The following is a 23,619-nucleotide window of genomic DNA, read 5'->3' as shown; positions in this document are numbered from 1 at the left end:
TAAAATGCCTGAATTTTCTAAAATCCACGAATTTTTGTTCAGATTGGATCGAAATAAAGAATTCTAAAATACAATTGTGCACGAATGTGGATAAGTCGTGGATAAGTCAATCAGAGAGCTTCTAATTGTTAACTACAAAAGATGAACTAAATAGCAGGAAATTATTTTCTTGTCGTTTTCATCACTCGCTAGGTTTACTTTCACTAAATGATCCATCCGAGTAAAAGATGATCACTCGCTCAATCTTTTTAGTTAAATGAGTATTGGAAACGGGTAGACTCGGAGTTGTACCTGGAGAATTGATGGAACTAGCATTTCCACTACTGATTTTAGTACTTTCTCTATTTCGCCTGAGATTTGATTGTACGATGGTTGACTCAGCTAAAGAATTTTTATCCGATTCTAAAGGGCTTACTTCTGGAGCATCAAAAAGAGAAGGACTAATGCTACTTACTTCAATTTTCTGGCTAGGCGATGAATTCACGGAGAGTAGTCGATCATCAAATAACAATTCCTCTGCCGTCAACTCTGGAAAAGCTTTGAGAATTTTCTGAACAACATCTAAGCTAGGCTTATTTCTGCCCGACAAGATATGGGACACACTACTGCGTGGTATTCCTATCTTGTCGGCAAATTGAGAAGAACTGATTTGTTTTCTCTGAATTAACAATTCTATCTTTTGACTTAAATTCATCTTTGTAAATAATCAATTGGAGTTACAAAGGTAAATTTATAAAAGACAAAAGCAAAATTTATTTGTGTTACAAATGTTTACGATTTGATTATACAATTGTCACCAAGTATAATGAGTTTACTTTTGTATAATCCACCTACAGCCTTTTTGAAATCTTTCTTGGACATACCTAATTGCTCATATATTTCTTCAGCAGGGCTTTTGTCGTGTAGGTTTAAGGTTCCACCATGTAGCGTAATTGCCTCCATGATCTTTTCCCTTTGTGAATCCATTCGTTGAATGCCTACGGGTTCTATTCGTAAGTCTAATTTACCATCTTCGCGAATGTTATCAATGTAAACATCTAACATTTCACCAAGTTTAACATTTGTAAATATTTCATTTTTGAATAATTGACCTAGTTTACAATTGTTTACAAGGCATTTGATTCCTAAGTTCGTGTATTCAAAAGGTAATGCTTGTACTTTTTGTCCAATGGTAAATTCTTCAACCTCGTCTAATTGGGATAAAAACTTATCAATTCTAGCCGAAGCTACAATACGATCTGTTTGTGCGTCTAGGTAGACATATACTAAATAGGACTTCCCAACTGACATCTTTTCCCATTGTTGCCCAAAAGGAACCAAAAGATCTTTCATGAGCCCCCATTCAAGGAAAACGCCAATGGGTGTAACTTGTTTAACTTCTAAGAAAGCAAACTGATTAATCGTAGCTAATGGCTTTAAAGTCGTAGCGATGATTCGATCTTCCGAGTCTCGGTAGATGAAAACATCAATAAAGCCATCAATTTCATAGCTTTCTGGTACATACTGAAGAGGTAGAAGTATTTCATCTTCATAACCATCTAAATACAATCCAAAGGGGACTTCTTTGACGATTCTTAATCGATTATATTCCCCAATTTTTAATTCATTTTCCATAAAAAAACCCGGTGTTTAGCCGGGTGTAAAGGTATTCAAATTTCTGACGTTAAACGACTACATTGTTTTCTCGTAAGGCTTGATTCAAGGAAGTCTTTAAATCAGTACTTTCTTTTCTTTTTCCGATGATAAGTGCACATGGAACACCATAAGTGCCAGCTGCAAAAGTCTTTTGTATGCTACCAGGGATAACGACAGAATTTTCAGGAACATATCCAATGTATTCTACTGGTTCTGGACCACTGACATCAATGATCTTTGAACTACCTGTAATGGTCACACCAGCTCCTAAAACAGCTTTTTTGCCAATATGAGCACCTTCAACTACGATGCAACGTGAACCAATAAATGCGCCATCCTCAATAATCACCGGTGCAGCTTGAGGGGGTTCTAATACGCCGCCAATACCTACACCACCACTTAAATGGACATGTTTACCAATTTGAGCACAACTACCCACTGTTGCCCAAGTATCCACCATGGTTCCTTCATCTACATAAGCACCTATGTTCACATAAGAAGGCATTAAAATAGTTCCTTTCGCTAAATAAGCACCATAACGGGCTACAGCTGGCGGAACTACACGAACTCCCAATTCCTTGTAGTTTGATTTTAAACGCATTTTATCATGGTATTCAAATATGCCTACTTCACTAACAGACATCTGACGAATAGGGAAATACATCACAATGGCTTTTTTAACCCATTCATTCACTTGCCAGCTTCCATCAGCTAGTGGTTCTGCCGTACGAAGGATTCCTTTGTCGACTTTTTCTACTACTTCTTCAATGGCTTGTACAACTTCCGGGTTTTGACGCAAGGAAGTATCTTCCCAAGCAGATTGAATGATATTTTCTAATGAATTCATATAATATGTATGCAAAATTTGATACTACAAAGAACGGAGAAAATGCCTGCATAATCAATATGGTAAAGGAATTATCTGTAGGAATATTGAAATACCTTTCTCAAAATAGCAAAAATAGCAGTAAAATTTAACTTCAACTTTAATAAGTCAAATGGTTGATTATCAGTTAGTTGATAATATGCTCGAAATTATATTTGGTGGAAACAGCGCTAGAAATTAGCTAAAAAGACAAGTGACATTCTGTCACGCCCCTACCCTTCTATGAATGCAGAGCGATTGGCTTATGTAAATATGCAAAAAAAGCTTGAATAAAAAACGTATCCAGTAATTTTTTCAATAAATTCATATATTTAGCTATTTGGGTAAATGTTTAATTGCCTGTTTACTTTTGTGTAAAGTGCCTCCTGTGCGATTAAACTTATATTTATCGTTCAATTTTTGAGAATTGAGGAAAAATGGCTATTTTTGATTTTAATCTGAAATCAAATTATTTGTATCAATGAAAAAAATTAAAGTAGCTATTAATGGATTTGGTCGTATTGGTCGACTTACTTTTCGTAGATTATTAGAAAAGGAAAATGTCGAAGTCGTTGCGATCAATGATTTAACAGATAACGCCACTCTGGCTCATTTGTTGAAGTATGATTCTGTTCACGGTCGTTTTAATGGAACTGTGACTTCTGATGCTGATTCTATTACTGTCAATGGAAAATCAATCAAAGCATTAGCTGAGCGTGATCCGAAATTATTACCATGGGGTGCTTTAGGAATAGACGTAGTATTAGAATCTACAGGTCGTTTCGTTGATGAAGCTGGTGCTGGCCAACATTTAACTGCTGGCGCTCGTAAAGTAATTATCTCTGCTCCTGCTAAAGGAAATGTTCCAACTGTGGTATTAGGTGTTAACGAAGATACATTAACGGATGAAATGACAATCATTTCAAATGCTTCATGTACAACTAACTGTTTAGCTCCTATGGCTAAAGTATTAGATGATGCTTTTGGTTTAGAGAAAGGATATATGTCAACTATCCACGCTTATACAGCTGATCAGAATTTGCAAGATGCTCCTCACTCGGATTTACGTCGTGCACGTGCTGCAGCTTATTCCATCATTCCTACTTCTACAGGTGCTGCTAAAGCCGTTGGTTTAGTATTACCTCACTTAAAAGGTTTATTGGATGGTTCTTCAATGCGTGTTCCTACACCAGATGGTTCAGTGACTGAATTTACTGCCATCTTGAAAAAAGAAGTTACTGCAGACGAAATCAATGCAGCTGTTAAAAAGGCAGCTGAAGGTCCAATGAAAGGAATCTTAGAATACAATACAGACGAAATCGTTTCCATCGATATTATCGGAAACTCTCACTCTTGTATTTTTGATTCTAAATTGACATCAACTATGGGTACATTAGTGAAAGTAGTTGGTTGGTATGATAACGAATATGGTTATTCTTCTCGTGCAGCAGATTTAATTGCTCGCGTTGGATAGTATTTCATATGTTATATTAAAAAAGGGAGGCTTAAACCTCCCTTTTTTATTTGTTATTAATTGCTCGAAGATATTTAATGGAAAATCCTTTTTGGTAAAAAAGCTCTTCAAATCGTGTTTTGATCCCATAATGATCTTGATTCCATTCTGATTGATATAAATTCCAGGTCTGAATGAGTAATTGCCAAGGTTCTTTATCTAATTGTTCCAAGGAATATTCAAATAAGGAATCTGAATCTGTTTTTAAATGTACAATCCCTTGACTTTTTAACACAGTTTGATATTTGTTTAGAAAAAAAGGGAAAGTCAGGCGTTTCTTTTCATCCCGATCTTTTGGACGCGGATCAGGAAAAGTAATCCAGATTTCATCCACCTCATTTTCTGCAAAGAATTCAGGTAAATGCTGGATATGAATTCTCAAAAAAACGACATTCGTTAATCCTTCCGCTTCCGCTTGTCTAGCACCTGCTGCCAACCGATCTCCTTTGATGTCAATTCCGATAAAATTTTTTTCCGGAAATAATTTAGCTAAACCTAAACTATATTCACCCCGACCACAACCAAGTTCTACTACTATGGGATTCGAATTTTTAAAATAAATTTCATTCCACTTATTTCTACAGGAATCAAAAAAATCTTTACCTGACTGAATGACCCAAGGTGAACGAATCGCTATATCGTATTTGTATTCTTTTCTTCTACTCAAAACCTACATTTATTTCAGCAACCAAATAGGTGCTACCCGTAATTAAAATAAAATCATTTTCCTTGCTGGAAAGTTTAGCTATTTCAATAGCTTTATTTACATTATTTTCACAAATACCCTCTAATCCATGCTCTAATGCCATTTTTTGAAGATTTTCTGCGGAAAGGGCTCTTGGATTTTGTGCTTGACAAAAGATATAATTGGCATCTTTGGGGAATAATGTTAACACCAAATGAATATCTTTATCGGCAACCATGCCCAAAATTATCCACAATTGACCTCGGTTTTGTTGCTTGACCTGGGTTAATAATTGGGTAATACCACTTTCATTATGTCCCGTATCAGCTACAATCCAAGGATTTTTTTGAAGTATCTCCCATCTACCTCGCAATTGGGTATTTATTTTTGATTTCTCTATTCCAATCAAAATTTTATCCCACTGTAATGGAATAATATGTAATTCTTGAATTTGTTCGCACCAAGCTAAAACGCCAGCAATATTTTTTACTTGGTATTCACCAGTATAGGGAGAAATAATATCAAAAGTTTTATGCTGACTTGATTTTCCACGAAGATGTAGAAAGTCCTGATCATTGACATATGAATCCCAATGTATTTTATCTTCAGCAAAAATGATAGGCGCAAACATCTCTTGAGCCTTTTTTTGGAATATTTGTTCAGAAAAACTTTGTCGCTCCGAAATACAGATTGGAACTCCTTGTTTAATGATCCCTGCTTTTTCCCCAGCAATTAACTCTAAGCTATCACCCAAAATGTCTTGATGATCCCAACTGATATTCGTTATCAAACAAGCTTCCGGCAGAATGATATTCGTAGAATCTAGTCGACCACCCAATCCTGTTTCAATGACAGCCCATTCCACTTGTTGTTCTTTGAAATAAGAGAAAGCCATTATCACGGTCCACTCAAAAAAGGATGGTTTGATATCCTGAATAAGTTGAATGTTTTTTTCTACAAATTGTACGACCCAATCCTCTGCGACATTTTGCCCATTGAACTTAATTCTCTCTGTAAAAGATTGTAGATGTGGAGAGGTATAAAGTCCTACTCGATATCCGTGCTCTTGTAAAATAGATGCCATGAAATGGGAAGAACTCCCCTTTCCATTGGTGCCAGCAATATGCAATGCTTTGAAAGAATCTTGAGGATTTCCTAAACGTTCACATAATTGTTGGATATTCCCAAGACCGGGTTTGAATGCTTTTTTTCCTTCCCGATGAAACACGGGTAATTGCTTATATAAAAAAGCAATGACTTCTTTATAATCCATTCGATGATGTAATAGAATTATTTCGAATTGATTTTAAATACAATGGTTCCAGTGGATACTTCTGGGCGTTCACCTCCAGAAGTAGGCTTAAAACTTAATTTTTCTACTGCTCTTTTATATTTCTGAGCCACAGAAGCCGATAAGGTATTTTCAATGATTCGTAAAGAAATGATATTTCCACTTTCATCAATTTTTAGAGAAAAACGAATGATACCCGATTCATCTGAATCATCGTTTACTTGAGGTCTAGAGGCTAATGCCCATCCCGTCATATTTAAGGCTACACCATTTCCTCCACCGATTCCACCTCCACTACCCCCACCTTTACCCTTTTGTCCTGAATAAATGGCAGAATTATTGATATCCCCATCTAATTGACCCTTATCGCCTATTTTACCTTTATCATTTCCATTGGAATTTCCTCCTGGAGCATCACTAGTTCCTCTGGTTCCATTACTACTGGATTTCTTTTTGAATAAAGCAGATTCATCAATTTTAGGTTGTTCTTCCACTACGGTTTTCGGAGGCTGAACAGACAATTTTTCAGCTGGTTTATCAGCAATTTTAACCGTACTTTTTACTGTTGAGCTTAATAAGGGGCTTTCTTTAGTCGGTGTAGTTTTAACAATTTCTTTCTTAGGTTCTACTTTTTTATCCGCTGGTTTAGATTCTACTTCATCAGGTAAGTCATTGGCTTGATTGTGGGTTTGAACATTTCCTCCCCCTTCATCCGTATTTCCATAGTTAACTTCAAATCCACCAGCTGGAATTTCCATTTTTACCTCATCACCAGACCAAATATTCAAAGTCCAGAAAATCAACAAAAGCCCACCATTGATTAAGATCGTGAGTGCTAATGCCTTTAACTGATTTTTTTTCTCTAGTTCTTTTTGTGCTAGAACGCTATTCATATCCTTATGGTTTATACACCCAAATGTCTAATTTCTTTTGACTTTTAATTTCAGCCGCCTTTTTATATCCTGCTTCCATACTGGCTTCTGTGCCAATACTTACACGAAAATGAATTGCATCTGCTGATTTTGGTAAAATGACAGCTTGATCAAATCCCTTGGACTTTAATTCACTTAGAGCTAATTCTGCTTTTGCCTGTGTTTGAAAACTGGCTGCAACCAAGAAAACGGAATTGGATTCATGGTTAACTGGAGTTTTTATATCTTCAATAGAAGGCTCTTGGGGACTTGCTTGAATACTTGAATCAGTGGCAATTGTCTTTTCCTCAGGAATTGGCAACTGGCTTTTTGAGATAGTTGGAGTATTTTTCTCTTTCTTGATTTTAATCGTAAATGGACTCAATGAGCTATTAACATAACGCGAATTTGGTTCCGTTAAATAATAGGCACTTAATCCTCCTAATAAAAAGGCTAGAAGTGCATATACATAAACTTTCGTACTGATTCTGCTGGGTACCAATTCCTCTTCTTCTATTGTTTCCTCACTTATTTCTTCATGCAAAGTCAAGGACTTTTCAATGGGGTTCTCCAATAAAACAGGCTTTGAAATTTTTGTAGCTGAGGGTAAACCTACAGGCAATAAACCAAACTGACTTAAATCAAAATTTTGTTCAGGATTAGGAAGGAAAGAAATTTTTGATTCAGCAGTTAAACTAAATGTTCCTAATTTAGGTAAAACGATAATTGGTTCAGATTTCAATGAATCTTTTAGTGATTGACCAAATTGACTGATTTGGTCAAAAGCTATCTTATGACTGATTCTTTCCTTTTTTGCCCAGGCTGTCGCTAAAACACCATCATCAGACCGTAGTCTTTCGTTGAAGGCAATCCACCTTTTTCTGGGGTATATTTTTTCCTCCTTAGTATTGAACTCAAAATCTTTCACATTGACAACAAAACCCCCAAAATTAGGAATGATGATGCAGTCATGCTCATAGAGTAATGTTTCAATTAATGTAACTATGGAGTTATTGATGGTCATATTAGAATGAATAAGCAACGCTTACTGTATAGTTTAAGCCTTGTGAAGGGTAAAATAAATACCTTTCGTAATTTTTTCCAAGTAAATTATTGGCACTCACCGCCGCATTAAACTTTTTAGTGATTAAATAATTCACTTTTAAGTTCAAATCTATGATATCCTTCATAGCCACCGCTGTATTGGTTCTAGGATTTAAACCATAAAGCCCATTCATGTAATATACATCTGGGGAAATGATGATTTTATCTTTGAATGTGATGGAATTGGTGAAGGAAATGTTCATGGCTGGACGGTGGTAGGCCTTTTCCAAACTACCTAAATTCTCATATTGATTAATATCATATTTCAAAACTGACAAGAATCTTTCATTCAACTGGTAATTAAATTGTCCCGAGAAATTCAAAACCTGTGCATTTTTCAAATCGCCTGCATAGATAACGGTGTATTTGGAGCTATCAGCTGTACTAGGTACAAAAAAGGATAAATTTTTAAATTCTGAATACATGAATTTAAATTCAAAATCGAAGCTACGCTCATTAGATCCTTTAAATCCACCAAATATATTCGCTGTTTGAGCTGTATTTCGTAAATCGATTTGATTTCTCAACCAGGGGTTTTGTGAAGCCATTTGACTCAAGGTATTGAAATAGGTATCTCCACCTAAACCTGCAAAAAAGTGAATAAAATTAGCCGCTTTGTAATCTAATTTCACGACTGGAAATAGACTAGTCGTGTTTAAACCTTTAAGTTTATCCTTTTCATTAACCACGTTGATACCGGCATGCACGGATACGCGATCATTTTTATAAAAGAAACTTGGTTTAACTCGATAAAGCTCTCTGCGGTTATTTTCCAAGCTAGCATATTCGCTCATGGTCATATCGCCTGAAAAATGGGCCGACAAATTATCGTTGATCGTTAAAACCGTTTGAATTTTACTATCCCATAACCACTCACGTTCATTTTGAGAGCTGGACATCATCGTTAATCCAGAAGTAGCTATATAGTCGAATTTCGCATCTTTTTTAGCACTAGAGATACTTCCGACATAGTTAAAGCGATCGTAATAAATACCAAAGGTACCATTGGCTATGTTATTGAATTGCTCTTCTGGTCTGCCATACCAGTTGGCCTCTACCCTTTTATAGCCGATTGAGCCATTTAGCAAATAAGATGGCGTGAATGTTTTGCTATAAATTTTAATCTCATTTTCATTTCTACCCGAGAAACTGGTGGCAACAGGACCTCTGCGATTCGCGTCGTGGTTAATGTATAAACCATGAAAGGAATTTTCATTGGGAGTAAATCCAAAATGAGCATTCATTAAGGTATGGCCATAATTTCCAGCTCCAACTTTGAATACATTTTTAAACTTTGGTCCATAAGAGGATGTTAATTCATCACCTTCTCTAGGGTCAACGATCGAATTATTGATTTTGGGTAAAGATGTTCCCTCCCATTTCCGATCTACTAAATCGTATTTCATTTTACGATCCTTCCGTAAATCTTGGGCTTCCATTAATGGGTCAAATCCACGCGAAACTTGTGGTTGTAATTCTATTTTTCTGGTTTTTTCTACTTCAATCGCCTCATCCTGGATGGAGCCTTCCCTTTTCTGGGCAAAACCCTCAAATGCGCCTAAGCAGAGTCCGAATGTAGCAGTGAATAGTACTTGTTTAGCTGTTCGATTGAATCTCATCTTATATTATTTTAAGGGTAAGCTTTCTAATTTAGTTTTGGCTGCTTGGATAACTTCTGCGTCACTTGAGTTATCTACAATGGATTTTAAGGTAGCTCTAGCTTGTGGGATATTCTTTAAAGCGATAAAATTATCAGCCAATAAGATATAAGCTTTACCTAAAATGGCATCGGAAGCTTCCGAAAATACATTTCTGAATTTATCTAAAATCATATCGCTCGACTCTTTGAATTTAGATTCTTTATACAAAAGACTCGCCAATTTTAATTGTGCTAAAGCGCCAATGTCATTTTTATCCAAATTAATCGTGATACCCAACCAATTTCTTTGGTTGATGACATCTCCACCCGTTTCAAAGGTCGCGGCCATCTTTTCAGCCAATTTTGCTTTTTCTTCTTCACTGATTTCTTTTAATTGAATTAATTCATCTGTGATGTAAGCAGCAGAATCCAACATATTCGCCTCCAAGAAGGTGTTCAACAAGCCATTATTTGCTACTAATTGATCTTTAGCTCCGGTATATTTGGATTTATACAAGTGATACAAAGTAGCAGAAGCGGAATAATTTTTATTTTCTAATTCGATTTCCGCACTACGTTGTATGGCTTTGTTGATCTGTGGATGGACATTTTGTTCAACCATCTTTTTGTAATAAACCAACGCCTCTGTTTTGTTATTGGTACGATATGCGGCATCAGCAATTAAGAAGGTAGCTTCCACTAAATTTTCATTATTTGGATATTTTTCAATGAATGCTTTCAATGGAGCAATGGCTTTGTCGTATTTTTCACCGAGGTAAATACCCTTAGCCGCTCGATATTCTAAATCCACATTTTCTGCTTCATCTGGACTACTTTTTTGGAAGTTGCCTAATAATTGTCCGAAATCTTCTGGTCTACCTACTTCGTTTAATTCTTCTTGAAGGCCAACCAAGGCATCTTTAGCCGTTTTGTCGGTAGGGAATTCCTGAATGATGCGTTTATAATCCACAATGGATAACTCATGCTGATTGGTATTGGCATAAGATTGTGCACGCTTCAATAATGCTTGTGTAAAATAGGGACTCTTTGAATTCGTTTCGATTAAATCCGTGAATCCAGCAATCGCTTCTTTGTATTTATTCGTATTGAAGGATATGACATTTTCTTGGAACGCCGCATCATCTACATATTTAGAATTCGGAAAAGAAGTTCTTAGTTGTTTGAAACTTGCTTTCGCCTCAGTATCACGATTCAAATAAGTCAAGGTCACACCTTTTTGGTATAGTGCATAATCCTTTTCTGTTTTAGCCAAGTCTATTGCTTGATTGTAATAAGTTAAGGCATCATCGTATTTTTTAGAAACTAAATAGGTATCGGCCAAACGAATTAAAATGGTCGGATTGTTTTTGGCATCTGGACTCAATTTCAAGCGATCTACATAGGCTTTAAACAGCACATTGGCCTTGTTAAAGTCTTTGATGTTGAAATAGGCATAAGCTAAACCCATACGAACTTTTTGTAGGAAATCGTTCGGTTTGGCTACTGGAGGCGTACCAATCAACAAAGGAGTATATGCTTGAATGGCTTGCTCATATTTCTTTTGTTGAGACAAGGCCTCTCCTTTCCCAAATAAAGCTTGAAATTTCAAATCAGCACTCTCTGGGTTTTCTGAAGAGGTTTGGAACAATTCTAAAGCCTGATCAAACTTATTCTCATTGTAGGCCTTTACACCTAAATTATAGGTCAAGGTTTGGTAAGCGGCATTTAATTTGGCATTTCGGTTGGCTAGACCTTTCAAATAATCCAAAGCCGCTTGAATATTATTGGAATGGATAAATGCATCTGCCACCAATTCCGTGGACTCTTCGGTAAACTTACTGTTGGGATATTTTTTGTTGAATTCTTGAATAGCATAAATGGTTTCACTCGCCTTTCCTAAGTCTAATAGTACCTTAGCAAAGTTGAAATAGGCTTCTTCTTGAATTTGAGCATTGAATGATAAATCTTTGGCTTGACCAAATGCCTGCAGAGTAGCTTCCAGATTTCCAGATTTCAATTGTGCCAAACCTAAAGTAAAAGCAGCATATTGAGCCAATGTATCTTTTTTACTAGCTAAGGCTTTTAATTCATCCGAAGCCTCATTGAATTTATTGGTTTTGTATAAAGCGTAACCAAAACGATATTGAATCTCTGAAGTGATTTTAGTGGGATTTAGTTTTTTGTACAAACTATAACTAATCGCCGCTTTTTCAAAATAACCTAGTTTAAACTGCACCTCTGCAACTAAAAGAGATAATTCGTCTAAATTATAGCCTGCTTTTTTCTGCTTTAAGATGGGCTCAGCATAGTTTAACAACTCATTGAATTTTCCTTCATGAAAATAACACATGGCTATCCAATTGGGAATATCTTTTCTAAAACGACTAGAACCTTCGGCTTTTTTGAAGTCAGTATTGGCTTCACCGAAGCGTTTTTCACCAAAATTGATAACACCCGCATAATATGCTGCTGCAAAGGCGAATTCCTCTTCTGGCTCTACTTTAATTTCATTGAATAAGGGTAAGGCCTCTCTAATATCCTTCAATTGATAATAGGAAACTGCTAATTTGAATTTGGCCTCTAAATTGGTATCGGAAGATTTACTTAAGTATTTGATGGCTTTTTTGTAATCTCCATTATCGTAAAAGAAACTTCCAATTCCTCGCATTAATTTAACAGCTTGAGGATGTTCAGGATAATTAGCTACAAAACGGTCGGCAACAATTTCAGCTTCAGGCTGACTCATGTAAAGTGTACACATGGTCATGTAATATTCTGCTAAAACTCGCTGACCAGCTTGCTCATTATTTAGAGGTTCCAAACTCGCCAAATAGGCAGAAAACTCTTCCTTCGCCGCTACATAATTTTTTGAATCAAAATATTCTTTGGCTTGTCGAAAGTGGAGCGTTTGATCCCCGAAACTCAAGGTTTGTTGTGCTACCACCGACCAAGAAAGCATGAAAAATAAAATAGCTGGAATCCAGCAAAGCGTACGATTTTGTTTTCTCATTTGTAGAAGATTACAGCATTCTCAATTACTACAATAATACGATTTTTCTTCCAATTAATTGTTGCACCAGTCCAATTTATTTAGGCTAAATTGGGGATACAATGGCCAATTTTAGTTTGATTAAGCCGATTTTCCTATCTTTGCATCCTACACCTAATCAACCTTTCATATTTACATTTCCATGATAAAATTCACATTAAATTCTCTTGTGTTCGCCACACTTTTGTTGGGAATCAACCTTTTAGGCTTTGGCGCCACTCCTGTTCTTCGGCATGAAATTAGTATGCCAGCACCGCACACTCATTACTTTCAAGTCAAAACTAGCGTAGACCTAAGTCAAAGGCTTTGGAACAAGCCCTATGTGGATTTTAAAATGGCAGCTTGGACTCCTGGCTCCTATTTGATTCGAGAATTTGCGCGTAATGTAGAGTCTTTAACCACAGTAAAAAACGGAACAACTGTTCCTGTGGAGAAGATCAATAAAAATACTTGGCGTGTGTATTTGACTAAAGGTCAAAAGCAAGTAAGTATTTCTTATGACGTATATGCCTTTGAGTTATCTGTTCGAACTTCTTTCTTAGATGATACACATGGCTATATCAATCCTGCCTCTGTATTATTATATGTCAATGAGTTTTCTCAACAAGCTCAGTCGGTTCAAATTAATCCATATAAATCATTTCAAAAGATTTCTACCGCTTTGAAACAAACGGCAGCTCAAACCTATGAGGCTAAAAACTTGGATGAGCTAATTGATTCCCCGATTGAGATAGGAAATCATCAAGTGTTTGAATTTAAGGTTGGAAATATTCCACATCAAATTGCCTTTTATGGTCCTGCTAAGGTAGACACAACCAAATTCATTGCGGATGTGAAGAAAATGTGTGAAGAAGCGGCTCGCGTGATTGGCCAACATCCTTGTGATCATTATCTATTCATTATCCATAACTTACAAAAAGGATCAGGTGGTTTGGAGCACTTGTATTCTACTACTTGTCAAGTTGCTCGTACTGCCTATGAAACAGAAAATGGTTACCATGGTATCTTGGGTTTATTATCTCATGAATATTTCCATTTATGGAATGTGAAGCGTATTCGTCCGAAGGCTCTAGGACCATTTGATTATGAAATTGAAAATTACACGCATAATTTATGGTTGTCTGAAGGGATGACATCCTATTACGGAGCTTTGATATTGCAACGTTCTGGTCAAACCAATACAGACGCTTATTTAAAAGGAGTTGCTGATGAAATTACATCGGTAGAAAATACACCTGGAAATAAAGTAGAATCAGCCGCATCAGCTTCATGGGATGCTTGGATTAAATACTATCGTCCTAATGAAAATAGTAGAAATTCCACGGTATCGTATTATTCCAAGGGATCTGTGCTTGGAACGGTATTGAATCTTTGGATAATTAAACATAGCCAAGGTAAAGCGAATTTAGACGATGTATTCCGTTATTTATACCAAAATTATTATTTGAAACAACAAAGGGGATTTACGGATGCGGAATTAGAAAATGCCTTTTCATCTGTCGCAGGTACATCGGCTAAAACTATTTTCCAGCAATTGGTTTATGGGACAATGAAACCGGATTATGCCAATTTACTGCATGAAGTAGGATATGAATGGACAGATGCAAACCTAGGAAAAACGACTCCTTACGTAGGATTTACCGTTACAGCTGGGAAAATTTCAACAGTCTTAAAAGGAAGTACAGCTTACGATCACGGCTTGAATGTAGGAGATGAAGTTTTAAAAGTGAATGCGGAAACTTTTGAAAGTGTAGATAAGACCTTGAAAGACAAACAAGTAGGTGATACTATTTTGTTTACGGTTCGTCGGGATGGTTTAGAAAGAACTTTAGCTATACCAGTGGGTAAATCCAATTTGGCAGCTTATAAAATTAGTTCGATGACAAATTTGACTGAAAGTCAAAAAGCATTGCGAATGAAGTGGTTGGGTAAAATCAATTAATTGATATGTTTGCCCATTTCGGTATACATGGAATGGAAATTATTCAGGACATACGTTTGAAAGGAGGAGCTGGATGCCAGCTCCTCTATTTCTTTTTGAGAGGAAAAGTCCAAAACAGAAAATTTGTAGCTCTGTTCTAAATTAGGCGCTTCAAACTTCACAATGTATTTGGAGTTCCATTCAAACAAGGAAATTCGCATGGATTCGTGGGGAATTTCTTTGATGAAATGCATATTCTAAGCCTCTTCTACGATTTTGATACTTTGGATTTTATCTCCTTCACGGATTAAATCAATCACCTCTAAACCTTCAACCACCTTTCCAAAACAAGTATGCTTGCGATCTAAATGAGCTGTATTGTTTCTTGAATGACAGATGAAGAATTGAGAACCACCTGTATTGGGTCCACGGTGAGCCATTGACAATACACCACGATCATGGAATTGATTATTTCCTGTTAATTCGCAGGGAATAGAATATCCAGGACCACCTGCACCTGTTCCTGTTGGATCTCCTCCTTGAATCACAAAATCAGCAATTACTCGGTGAAATGTTACTCCATCATAAAATCCTTTATTGGACAAATCAATGAAGTTTTTCACGTGAATGGGAGCATCTTCCTCATAAAATTCAATTTTCATTAACCCTTTATCGGTCAACATTTCTGCGTATGCCATAATTTCATTTAATTTTGAGGCACAAAGATGCGAATGAAATTTGAATTATTTAAATTGAATTCTTTTAATTGACTAAACTTAAGCCACCTCATGTTTTCAACGAATCGATTAAGCTCGTTCTTTTGCCTGCTGATTTTTGTCGGGTTATTTTCTTGTGATGCTGAAAAAGAGAAAAAAGAGGCGACTCAGTTTTTTTTGAGAGGAAATCAAAAGTTTAAGGAAAAAGAATACTTTGAGGCAATTAAATGGTATAGTGAAGCCATATTAAAGAAAAAGGATTTTTCGGACGCCTATTATAATCGAGGTTTGATTTATGAGCAATTGGAAAAAAATGAGGAAGCCTTAACTGATTTTTCAGAAGCCGTTTCACTGGATGCTCAATTTGCTCCTGCCCTATTTAAAAAGGTGGAAATGCTTCAAAATATGAAACGGTTAGATGAGGCAGCGTTGGAGGCACAAAAATTAGTGAAGCTTTTTCCAGACTCATCGGCTTGTCATCGATTACAAGGTGATATTTTTTTTGAAATGGAAACCAATAATCAAGCTTTGGCTTCTTATGATAAGGCCATTCAATTAGATAGTAATTTGGTGGAAGCCATGATTAATAAGGGAGTGGTGCTACAGACGATGGGTGAGTTGGATTTAGCAGAAACAGCTTTTCGACGTGCTCTTACCAAGGGAAAATATAAGCACTTGATTTACAATAATTTAGGTTATTTGGAAATCGAAAGAAGGCAGTGGAAGTTGGCCGAAAAGTGGGTGCGTAAAGCATTGGAAATAGAGCCTAACAATGCCTTATTTTTGAAGAATTTAGAGAAAATCAATAAGGAATTAGCCCTTAAATAAGGCCATATATTCGGCTAAAGCGGCAGCATTGATGCTAGAATTACTTTCAATTTCCATTAATTGAGCCTTTTCTGATTCCTGGAAAAAGTGCCTTAAAGCATGGAGTAATTCATCATTATTTTTTACATGGATGTAATTGATACCTGCGTCCTTAGCTGTATTTTCAGCATGAAATACTTGCTGAGTTTCCATGAATCCTTCCAATTCAGGTAGGTCTTTGGCTCCTTCTAAATTTCTGAAGATGCCCCCACCCTGATTATTCATCAGGATAATCCTTAAGTTATTGGGAACATATGAGTTCCAAAGGGCATTTTTATCATAGTGAAAAGCGACATCACCTATGATGGAAATCACTAAATTAGGATTGCCTTGGGCTGCTCCTACGGCTGTACTCAAACATCCATCTATACCTGAAGTGCCTCTGTTTGCAAATACCTCAAGGCCTTTTGGAACAAAATTCACCCAATTTAAGTATCTGACTGCTAGTGAGTTAGCTACGTGTATTTCAGCATTGTATGGAGGTAAATTCTGGGCAATTTTTTGGAAAATACCCAATTCATTCCATTCATTAATGCTAGTTGATCGTTTTGTAGAAACGACTTCATCTGCCTTTTTCCATGCCTGAAAATAGGTTTGTTGTTTTTCTGAAAAGTTCAGTAGAACTAATTCATTCAAGAAGTCTACTTCATCAATTTCAAAAATATGTTGCACACCTTTGAAAGGATCCGAGATAAGATCATAGGGATGTGAATTTATTTGCCATTCTTGTTTATGATCATTTGACCTTAAAAATTGCTTGATTCTTTTCGTCACAAAGCTTTTTCCTAGGTGAATGTGTAGATCAGGTTGGAGGCTTTCCCACATATTCGAGTTAGCGAGAATCAAATCATGGCTATCAAAGGCTATACCAGATAAATTGGCTATGGAATCAGCTAAAACGGGAATTCCTTTCTTCATTAAAGCAGCTACAGCCGATTGAATGGCAGGACTTTGTTGTAATTGACCTACTGTTACTACGATTTTAGATGAAATACTAATTTGTCGTTGGATGAATGTTTTGGTAGCTATATCCAAGGATTTAGGAGCAATCCATTTCTGAATTTTTCTACTTGGTTTAGCGATCGGAAGAGCTTCTCCTTTTTCTGGGTAAAATGGCTCTTTAATAGGAATATTAATCTGTACTGGACCTTGTGGAGAAGAAAATGCAGACCAAAAAGCATCATTGGCTATTCTATTTCGGTACCAAATTTCATCTGGAGACTCGTTTGCTTGAGTAGAATAAGAAAAATATTGTTTGGCATGTAATCCAAAAATTCGCTCTTGATAGATGGTTTGTCCATCCCATTGACCGATCCATTCTTGAGGACGATCTGCGGTTAATACAATCAGTGGAACTTCTTGAAAATAGGCCTCTGCCATGGCAGGAGCCATATTTAAAGCAGCTGAACCCGAGGTACAACAAAGGATGACAGGCTTTTTCGAATGAAGGGCTAAACCTAAGGCAAAAAAGCCAGCGGAACGTTCATCACTAATAGAAAATGATTGAATTGCCGAGTTACGACTAATCGCCAGCATGATGGGTGCATTTCTAGATCCAGGGCATATAACAGCCTGCTCTACACCATGTTGGCTAAGGGTCTCGATCAGTTCTACAAGTCCAGAGGGAAAGGCCATAGGTAAAAAAAGCCTCGTTAGAGGCTTTTTAAAATTATCCAAGATATGTTTTCAGTGCTTTACTTCTCGAAGTGTGACGTAAACGACGAATCGCTTTTTCTTTGATTTGTCTTACACGTTCACGCGTTAAATTGAATTTTTCTCCAATTTCTTCTAAAGTCATGGCATGTTCTCCATTCAATCCAAAATACAAGGTCACCACATCGGCTTCACGTTGTGTTAAGGTAGAAAGAGCACGTTGAACCTCTCTACGAAGTGAATCATTGATCAAACCAGAATCAGGTTTGTCTTCAGAATCATTTTCTAGTACGTCCAAAAGGGAATTTTCTTCTCCTTGAACAAATGGTGCGTCCATAGAGACGTGACGACCTGATATTTTTAAAGTATCAACTACCTCGCCGGTCGAAATTTCTAAAACTTCGGCTAATTCTTCGGGAGAAGGTTCGCGTTCGAATTTTTGTTCTAGTTCAGAAAAGGTTTTTGAAATTTTATTCAATGAACCAACGCGGTTCAAAGGCAAACGTACAATTCTAGATTGTTCAGCTAATGCTTGTAGGATAGATTGACGAATCCACCATACAGCATAAGAAATAAATTTAAATCCACGAGTTTCATCAAAACGCTGAGCAGCCTTAATCAGACCTAAGTTACCTTCGTTGATTAAGTCTCCTAGGCTAAGACCTTGGTTTTGATATTGTTTTGCCACTGAAACGACGAAACGTAAATTGGCTTTCGTGAGACGTTCTAAGGATAATTGGTCCCCATCTCTAATTTTTTGAGCGAGGATTACTTCCTCGTCTGGGGTCAACAAATCCACCTTGCCAATTTCTTGAAGGTATTTGTCGAGTGATTGACTCTCCCTGTTGGTAATCTGTTTGCTAATTTTTAGCTGTCTCATAGGGGCTTACAAAAGAATGAATGGGTTATATAAAACATATAACCCATGAAATAACATATTAGTTGTCAGAATTTTCTGAGCTACGTTCTGGTTTTGGTAATAACACTTTAGCAGATAAACGGAATTTTCCTGTTTTCTTGTCTACTTCGACCAATTTTACTTTCACTTTGTCTCCTTCTTTGAAAACGCCATCCATGGTTTCGATGCGATCCCAAGAAATCTCAGAGATATGAAGTAAACCATCTTTACCAGGTAAAAATTCCACGAAAGCTCCAAAAGCTTGAATGTTTTTCACTTTACCGTCATATACCTCACCTACTTCAGGAATAGTCACGATACCTTTGATCATTCGAACGGCATGATCCATAGCAGCGCCATTCGCAGAGAATACGCTAACATAACCACCGTCTTCTTTTTCTTCAATCGTTACTGTAGCACCTGATTGCTTTTGTATATCTTGAACTACTTTACCACCTGGCCCGATTACCGCACCAATTTGGTCTTTCATGATTTTGATTACTGTAGCACGAGGAGTTTGAGGTTTGAAATCTTCTCTCACTTGAGGAATCGCTTTTTTCATCTCGTTTAAGATGTGTAAACGTCCTTCTTTAGCTTGAGATAAAGCTTCAACTAATACTTCGTAAGAAAGTCCTTGAACTTTAATGTCCATTTGACAAGCTGTAATACCGTTTTCGGTACCCGTTACTTTAAAGTCCATGTCCCCTAAGTGATCTTCATCACCTAAGATATCGGAAAGAACGGCATACTTACCTGTTTTAGAATCAGAGATTAAACCCATCGCAATACCTGAAACAGGAGCTTTGATTTTTACTCCAGCATCCATCAAGGCTAAGGTACCCGCACAAACGGTTGCCATAGAAGATGAACCATTGGATTCTAAAATATCGGAAACTATACGTAAGGTATAAGGAAAGTCTTCCATTTTAGGAAGTACTTTTCTGATAGCTCGCATCGCTAAGTTACCATGACCTACCTCACGACGACCTACGCCGCGGTTTGGCTTCACTTCACCAGTTGAAAATCCAGGGAAGTTGTAGTGTAACATGAACTTATTATAACCTTGTGTCATAGGTTGATCGATGATTTGCTCATCCATCTTAGTACCTAAAGTTACGGTAGTCAGAGATTGTGTTTCTCCACGTGTAAATACGGAAGAACCGTGAGGAGTAGGTAAATAATCTACTTCACAAGTTATTTGACGGATTTCGTTCAATTTACGTCCATCCAAACGGTAGCGCTCTTGCAATACTAATTGACGAGCTGCTTCTTTTTCGATATCGTGTAAATATGTTTTTGCCATAGAAAGGTTCACTAAGTGATCTTCTGGCAATGTTGCGATATACTCGTCAACAATCGCTTTGAAAGCTGCTTTGCGTTCGTCTTTCTTTGGGTTCGCTTGTTTAGCTACGGCTAAGTATTTTTCGTAGTAGTTTTTCCACAGTTCAGCACGTAACTCTTCGTTGTGTGATTCATGTGAGTAAGTACGTTTTTCAGTTTTTCCGCAAGCGACAGTTAATTCATTCAATGCTTGGCATTGTAATTTAATGGCATCGTGAGCGATACGTAGAGCTTCGATCATTTCTGCTTCTGAAACTTCATCTCCTTCGCCTTCTACCATCAAAATGTCGTTTGCGTTGGCTGCAACGATTAATTCTAGGCTAGCACCTACTAATTCGCTAACGCTTGGATTTACTTTATATACTCCGTTGATTTTCGCAACACGTACTTCAGATATAGGTCCATTAAATGGAATGTCTGATACTGCTAAAGCTGCAGCAGCGGCTAAACCTACAAATGCATCTGGTAATACTTCTGAATCTGCGGAGATTAAGTTGATTAATACTTGTACATCTGCATGATAATCATCTGGGAAAGTTGGACGCAAAGCGCGATCTACCAAACGAGAGATGAGGATTTCATAATCAGAAAGGCGCGCCTCTCTTTTTAGAAAAGAACCAGGAATACGCCCATTGGACGCAAATTTTTCTTGATAATCAACAGATAATGGAAGGAAATCTACTCCTTCTTTGGCCTCTTTGTTGGCTACTACGGTAGCTAACAACATCATATTTCCTGATTTGACTACAACGGCTCCATCGGCTTGTTTGGCTAATTTGCCAGTTTCGATTTGGATTTCCTTGCCGTCAGGCATTGAAATATGTTTCGTAATAATGTTAAATGACATACGTTTTTGAATAAATTGCTACGCCCTATGCGTAGAATAAAGATGTTTGTTTGATGATTCAAACTGTACCGCAATGAATAAAGCAGGGCTTCATGACATGAAACCCTGCAATTAATCTTATTTACGAATACCTAATTCAGCGATGATAGCACGATAACGTGAAATATCAGTACGAGTTAAGTAATCAAGTAAACGACGACGCTTACCAACTAATTTCAAAAGACCTAAGCGAGTGCTGTGATCTTTTTTGTTTTTCTTAAGGTGCTCCGTCAAATGATTGATTCTGAATGTAAATAACGCAATTTGCGATTCAGCAGAACCAGTATCGATTTTTGACTTTGCTTTCCCTTTTGCTTCAAAAATTTCTTGTTTTTTCTCGGGTGACAAATACATCTTTTACCAGTTTTTAAAATGTGAAAAATTAATTTGCAAAAGTAGGAATTTTAAAGAGAAATTCCAAATGGTAGATCTTATGCTTTGGATGATATCTTGTTCCTGCGATTCTCCCAATAGGTTTTTATTCGATCCCACAGGATTTTGTAGAAGTCAGATTCAAATAGTCGGGAGTCTTTTAAGGCGATGTTCAAGAAATAAGCCCCAATCAGTGCCAGAATGCCATTCGAGATCCAAGCTCCGATTTCAACCAACACCTTCCCTTCCTTAGCCATTTTATCACCTTGCTGGGTTAGGATATACATCAAAATAAAGAAGGATACAGCTACTACAACAGGGATACCAAATCCGCCTTTTTTGATGATGGCCCCTAAGGGAGCGCCAATGAGAAACATCACCAATACTGCCAAGGAATTGGTGAATTTATGATGCCATTCCAAATCGGTCTTTTTTAATTCGGTGACACGTTCGGCTAAGTTGACTTCATTGGTTTGTCCGAAAGCAATTAAATTTTGGACTTCTTGTTTGGCCAATTCCTCCATGGGTCTATAATCTTTGCTATTTTTAGTCTTTTCTGCGATTTTAGGCCCTATCCATTTGGTATTGTGATTCATGCTTCTTAGTGAAGCGCCTACAGGTTTACGGAAATAGACATAATATACGCTTGAAGCCAAGGAAAAGCCTTTTTTCATATTGCTAATGTTCCTCGACAAAGAATCAGCATCATCTGCCAATTGATTGTTGTTGCGCATGATTTGGTGATGAGCAAACTGATTTTCTTCCGTTTTTTGTAAATCAAAACCAGATAAGGACATCACAATTTTACTGCGTTTAAAGCTATGAACGGCTAGTTCGGATAAATCATTTCCAGGTCCTCTGTCAGCATCTTCGATATAATCTTTGCCATTAAATAGTTCAAAAATTAGGTATTTTCTGTCTAAAATAGTGTACATCTGGGCGGAATCAGCCACGGTGACATGTCGGTTTCCATCATTTCCAGTGTGGTCATAGATGATGAGCGACTTTAGTGTTTTATTGTCTGGGAATTTCTTAGCCACCTTGATGGAATAACCTGGAAGGTCATTGTAAAATATTCCTTCTTTGATATTTAGGGTAGTTTTAGTGGTTTTGATGTCATATAAAAGGCTCCACCCTTTCAAATTGGCCCAAGGGAGGGCTACATTGACAAACCAAAACATGAAGATACTGATGAGAATAGTAGTAACAAAAATGGGTATAAAAATGCGAAAAATGGAAATGCCAGCACTTTTTAGGGCAGTTAATTCAAAATTTTCACCCAATTTTCCAAATGTCATCAGCGAGGATAACAAAATGGACAATGGCATGGCCAGAGGAACGGTAATGAGGGAAAAATAGAAGAATAGTTCGACGTAAACGGTCGCACCTAGGTCTTTTCCAAATAGATCGGCAAAGTAAAATAGGACCAATCGTAATAGGAAAATGAAAATGACAATAAGAAAAGTAAGAACAAATGGCCCCCAAAAGGCATTGAGGACTAGTTTATCTATTTTACGCATATTAGCTCCCGACGATTTCTTTTAATTTATCGCAAAGATAATCCCAAAGTTCGGCAGCATCATCGTCTGATTTAAAAGTTGATGCACGATCGGTCACTTTTAAATAGGTGGTATTGGAAAGTTCACTAACCTCCAACTTGAGTTCGATAAACCCTTTGGAACTTTCATCTTTGGGATTTAAAAACTCGAATCGAACAAATTTATTTAATTTACTTTGAACTAATACGGCAGGATGATTTTCGTCATCCCAGTAAAAGTGAAAGGTGCTCGCATTGGGAACCGTGACTTTATCTGCAAACCACTGTTGAAGTCCTGAAGCGGTACTTAAATAAGTGTAAAGTACTTTTGGTGAGGCTTTTACCTCGTATTCAAACTCAAAATTGTTTGCTGGCATATTTTTATCTATTAATGGATTAGGCATGACACACGTGATTCTAACCCGCTATTAGCAAAGGTATTATTTCTAAGCTAAATCCCAAATCTGCCACAAAATTAATCAATATTAAGAAATTATTTGTGACTCTAATCGCTTTCTGCTACCTTTGCAACGCAATTTGGCGGGGTAGCTCAGATGGTTAGAGCGTTGGATTCATAACCCAAAGGTCGGCAGTTCGATTCTGCTCCCCGCTACAATTAGAAAGACAAGTCGAAAGATTTGTCTTTTTTTATTTGTGGTGGCTTTGAGAACTTCAGCCACCAACTATATACCAAAGGTGCCTGAGGCTCTCGAAGGCATCTTTGGAAGGGCGCTTT

General features: G+C 37.0%; 20 protein-coding genes and 1 tRNA gene. 4 read left to right on the top strand and 17 right to left on the bottom strand.

From position 1 onward, the window contains the following. Window positions 1-181: 181 nt before the first annotated feature. The 3 genes from G9H65_RS11560 to G9H65_RS11550 form a co-directional block, all read right to left on the bottom strand. Window positions 182-694, bottom strand: coding sequence for a helix-turn-helix transcriptional regulator (locus tag G9H65_RS11560; protein ID WP_166375500.1), 513 nt, complete (start codon window positions 692-694; stop codon window positions 182-184). 77 nt (window positions 695-771) lie between these two features. After that, entirely contained in the window at window positions 772-1,614 is an 843-nt protein-coding gene (locus G9H65_RS11555) for a CvfB family protein (RefSeq protein ID WP_166375499.1), read from the bottom strand. Between the two features lie 49 nt (window positions 1,615-1,663). After that, window positions 1,664-2,482 (bottom strand): 2,3,4,5-tetrahydropyridine-2,6-dicarboxylate N-succinyltransferase, encoded by an 819-nt coding sequence (locus tag G9H65_RS11550; RefSeq protein WP_166375498.1) that lies wholly within the window; start codon window positions 2,480-2,482, stop codon window positions 1,664-1,666. A gap of 499 nt (window positions 2,483-2,981) precedes the next feature. Between G9H65_RS11550 and gap the strand changes: the two genes are divergently transcribed. Beyond that, window positions 2,982-3,974: a type I glyceraldehyde-3-phosphate dehydrogenase gene (gene gap / locus G9H65_RS11545; RefSeq protein ID WP_166375497.1), complete on the top strand. Its 993-nt coding sequence runs from the start codon at window positions 2,982-2,984 to the stop codon at window positions 3,972-3,974. Window positions 3,975-4,020: 46 nt separating this feature from the next. Here gap and trmB read toward each other — a convergent pair whose 3' ends face one another. From trmB to G9H65_RS11515, 6 genes are read right to left on the bottom strand one after another with little or no spacing between them, the layout of a single operon-like run. Next, a complete protein-coding gene (gene trmB / locus G9H65_RS11540; protein ID WP_166375496.1) occupies window positions 4,021-4,680 on the bottom strand; it encodes a tRNA (guanosine(46)-N7)-methyltransferase TrmB in 660 nt (219 codons plus the stop codon). After that, window positions 4,673-5,971, bottom strand: a complete 1,299-nt coding sequence (locus tag G9H65_RS11535) for a bifunctional folylpolyglutamate synthase/dihydrofolate synthase (protein WP_166375495.1) — start codon at window positions 5,969-5,971, stop codon at window positions 4,673-4,675. Before G9H65_RS11535 ends, trmB begins: the two co-directional genes overlap by 8 nt. 17 nt (window positions 5,972-5,988) lie before the next feature. Continuing rightward, window positions 5,989-6,882, bottom strand: a complete 894-nt coding sequence (locus tag G9H65_RS11530; protein ID WP_166375494.1) for an energy transducer TonB — start codon at window positions 6,880-6,882, stop codon at window positions 5,989-5,991. A 4-nt stretch (window positions 6,883-6,886) separates the two neighbouring features. Continuing rightward, window positions 6,887-7,924, bottom strand: a complete 1,038-nt coding sequence (locus G9H65_RS11525; RefSeq protein WP_166375493.1) for an HU domain-containing protein — start codon at window positions 7,922-7,924, stop codon at window positions 6,887-6,889. A gap of 1 nt (window position 7,925) precedes the next feature. Further along, window positions 7,926-9,623: a TonB-dependent receptor gene (locus G9H65_RS11520; protein ID WP_166375492.1), complete on the bottom strand. Its 1,698-nt coding sequence runs from the start codon at window positions 9,621-9,623 to the stop codon at window positions 7,926-7,928. Window positions 9,624-9,629: 6 nt separating this feature from the next. Beyond that, window positions 9,630-12,653, bottom strand: coding sequence for a tetratricopeptide repeat protein (locus tag G9H65_RS11515; protein ID WP_166375491.1), 3,024 nt, complete (start codon window positions 12,651-12,653; stop codon window positions 9,630-9,632). 181 nt (window positions 12,654-12,834) lie between these two features. On the opposite strand from G9H65_RS11515, the gene G9H65_RS11510 reads away from it, so the two are divergent. Then, window positions 12,835-14,634: a M61 family metallopeptidase gene (locus G9H65_RS11510; RefSeq protein ID WP_166375490.1), complete on the top strand. Its 1,800-nt coding sequence runs from the start codon at window positions 12,835-12,837 to the stop codon at window positions 14,632-14,634. Here the strand turns inward: G9H65_RS11510 and G9H65_RS11505 are convergent. Then, the gene (locus G9H65_RS11505; protein ID WP_166375489.1) at window positions 14,631-14,867 is read right to left on the bottom strand and encodes a hypothetical protein; all 237 of its coding nucleotides are present in this window, start codon (window positions 14,865-14,867) and stop codon (window positions 14,631-14,633) included. The genes G9H65_RS11510 and G9H65_RS11505 overlap by 4 nt on opposite strands. Window positions 14,868-14,870: 3 nt before the next feature. After that, a complete protein-coding gene (locus G9H65_RS11500; RefSeq protein WP_166375488.1) occupies window positions 14,871-15,311 on the bottom strand; it encodes a peptidylprolyl isomerase in 441 nt (146 codons plus the stop codon). A 90-nt stretch (window positions 15,312-15,401) separates the two neighbouring features. On the opposite strand from G9H65_RS11500, the gene G9H65_RS11495 reads away from it, so the two are divergent. Further along, window positions 15,402-16,157 (top strand): tetratricopeptide repeat protein, encoded by a 756-nt coding sequence (locus tag G9H65_RS11495; RefSeq protein ID WP_166375487.1) that lies wholly within the window; start codon window positions 15,402-15,404, stop codon window positions 16,155-16,157. On the opposite strand, the gene menD is transcribed toward G9H65_RS11495, so the two are convergent. From menD to G9H65_RS11465, 6 genes are all read right to left on the bottom strand, one after another. Then, window positions 16,143-17,831 carry a 2-succinyl-5-enolpyruvyl-6-hydroxy-3-cyclohexene-1-carboxylic-acid synthase gene (menD, locus tag G9H65_RS11490; protein WP_166375486.1) on the bottom strand — a complete coding sequence of 563 codons (1,689 nt, stop codon included), beginning with the start codon at window positions 17,829-17,831 and terminating at the stop codon, window positions 16,143-16,145. The two genes, G9H65_RS11495 and menD, sit on opposite strands and share 15 nt — an antisense overlap. Window positions 17,832-17,865: 34 nt before the next feature. Next, window positions 17,866-18,729 carry a sigma-70 family RNA polymerase sigma factor gene (locus tag G9H65_RS11485; protein WP_109323139.1) on the bottom strand — a complete coding sequence of 288 codons (864 nt, stop codon included), beginning with the start codon at window positions 18,727-18,729 and terminating at the stop codon, window positions 17,866-17,868. Window positions 18,730-18,787: 58 nt separating this feature from the next. After that, complete coding sequence (pnp, locus tag G9H65_RS11480) at window positions 18,788-20,935, bottom strand: polyribonucleotide nucleotidyltransferase (RefSeq protein WP_166375485.1); 2,148 nt, start codon at window positions 20,933-20,935, stop codon at window positions 18,788-18,790. A 117-nt stretch (window positions 20,936-21,052) separates the two neighbouring features. Continuing rightward, window positions 21,053-21,328 carry a 30S ribosomal protein S15 gene (gene rpsO, locus G9H65_RS11475; RefSeq protein ID WP_166375484.1) on the bottom strand — a complete coding sequence of 92 codons (276 nt, stop codon included), beginning with the start codon at window positions 21,326-21,328 and terminating at the stop codon, window positions 21,053-21,055. 77 nt (window positions 21,329-21,405) lie between these two features. Further along, a complete protein-coding gene (locus tag G9H65_RS11470; RefSeq protein WP_166375483.1) occupies window positions 21,406-22,866 on the bottom strand; it encodes an LptF/LptG family permease in 1,461 nt (486 codons plus the stop codon). A gap of 1 nt (window position 22,867) precedes the next feature. Then, window positions 22,868-23,287 (bottom strand): START-like domain-containing protein, encoded by a 420-nt coding sequence (locus G9H65_RS11465; protein ID WP_235927507.1) that lies wholly within the window; start codon window positions 23,285-23,287, stop codon window positions 22,868-22,870. Between the two features lie 135 nt (window positions 23,288-23,422). On the opposite strand from G9H65_RS11465, the gene G9H65_RS11460 reads away from it, so the two are divergent. Continuing rightward, a tRNA-Met gene (locus G9H65_RS11460) sits at window positions 23,423-23,496 on the top strand. Window positions 23,497-23,619 lie beyond the last annotated feature (123 nt).

This window comes from Aquirufa ecclesiirivi, from assembly GCF_011250515.1.
GTDB classification, from domain to species: domain Bacteria; phylum Bacteroidota; class Bacteroidia; order Cytophagales; family Spirosomataceae; genus Aquirufa; species Aquirufa ecclesiirivi.
Note: the sequence above shows the minus strand (reverse complement) of the source record. Positions and strands in the feature narration are given on the sequence as shown.

Excerpts from the sequence above, each read along its gene's own strand:
- G9H65_RS11510 (WP_166375490.1), top strand. The coding sequence starts at position 12,835 with ATGATAAAATTCACATTAAATTCTCTTGTGTTCGCCACACTTTTGTTG.
- G9H65_RS11555 (WP_166375499.1), bottom strand. The coding sequence starts at position 1,614 with ATGGAAAATGAATTAAAAATTGGGGAATATAATCGATTAAGAATCGTC.
- G9H65_RS11515 (WP_166375491.1), bottom strand. The coding sequence starts at position 12,653 with ATGAGAAAACAAAATCGTACGCTTTGCTGGATTCCAGCTATTTTATTT.
- G9H65_RS11470 (WP_166375483.1), bottom strand. The coding sequence starts at position 22,866 with ATGCGTAAAATAGATAAACTAGTCCTCAATGCCTTTTGGGGGCCATTT.
- G9H65_RS11495 (WP_166375487.1), top strand. The coding sequence starts at position 15,402 with ATGTTTTCAACGAATCGATTAAGCTCGTTCTTTTGCCTGCTGATTTTT.
- G9H65_RS11550 (WP_166375498.1), bottom strand. The coding sequence starts at position 2,482 with ATGAATTCATTAGAAAATATCATTCAATCTGCTTGGGAAGATACTTCC.
- G9H65_RS11535 (WP_166375495.1), bottom strand. The coding sequence starts at position 5,971 with ATGGATTATAAAGAAGTCATTGCTTTTTTATATAAGCAATTACCCGTG.
- gap (WP_166375497.1), top strand. The coding sequence starts at position 2,982 with ATGAAAAAAATTAAAGTAGCTATTAATGGATTTGGTCGTATTGGTCGA.
- menD (WP_166375486.1), bottom strand. The coding sequence starts at position 17,831 with ATGGCCTTTCCCTCTGGACTTGTAGAACTGATCGAGACCCTTAGCCAA.
- G9H65_RS11560 (WP_166375500.1), bottom strand. The coding sequence starts at position 694 with ATGAATTTAAGTCAAAAGATAGAATTGTTAATTCAGAGAAAACAAATC.
- G9H65_RS11520 (WP_166375492.1), bottom strand. The coding sequence starts at position 9,623 with ATGAGATTCAATCGAACAGCTAAACAAGTACTATTCACTGCTACATTC.
- G9H65_RS11525 (WP_166375493.1), bottom strand. The coding sequence starts at position 7,924 with ATGACCATCAATAACTCCATAGTTACATTAATTGAAACATTACTCTAT.
- G9H65_RS11465 (WP_235927507.1), bottom strand. The coding sequence starts at position 23,287 with ATGCCTAATCCATTAATAGATAAAAATATGCCAGCAAACAATTTTGAG.
- G9H65_RS11530 (WP_166375494.1), bottom strand. The coding sequence starts at position 6,882 with ATGAATAGCGTTCTAGCACAAAAAGAACTAGAGAAAAAAAATCAGTTA.
- G9H65_RS11485 (WP_109323139.1), bottom strand. The coding sequence starts at position 18,729 with ATGAGACAGCTAAAAATTAGCAAACAGATTACCAACAGGGAGAGTCAA.
- G9H65_RS11505 (WP_166375489.1), bottom strand. The coding sequence starts at position 14,867 with ATGCATTTCATCAAAGAAATTCCCCACGAATCCATGCGAATTTCCTTG.
- pnp (WP_166375485.1), bottom strand. The coding sequence starts at position 20,935 with ATGTCATTTAACATTATTACGAAACATATTTCAATGCCTGACGGCAAG.
- G9H65_RS11500 (WP_166375488.1), bottom strand. The coding sequence starts at position 15,311 with ATGGCATACGCAGAAATGTTGACCGATAAAGGGTTAATGAAAATTGAA.
- rpsO (WP_166375484.1), bottom strand. The coding sequence starts at position 21,328 with ATGTATTTGTCACCCGAGAAAAAACAAGAAATTTTTGAAGCAAAAGGG.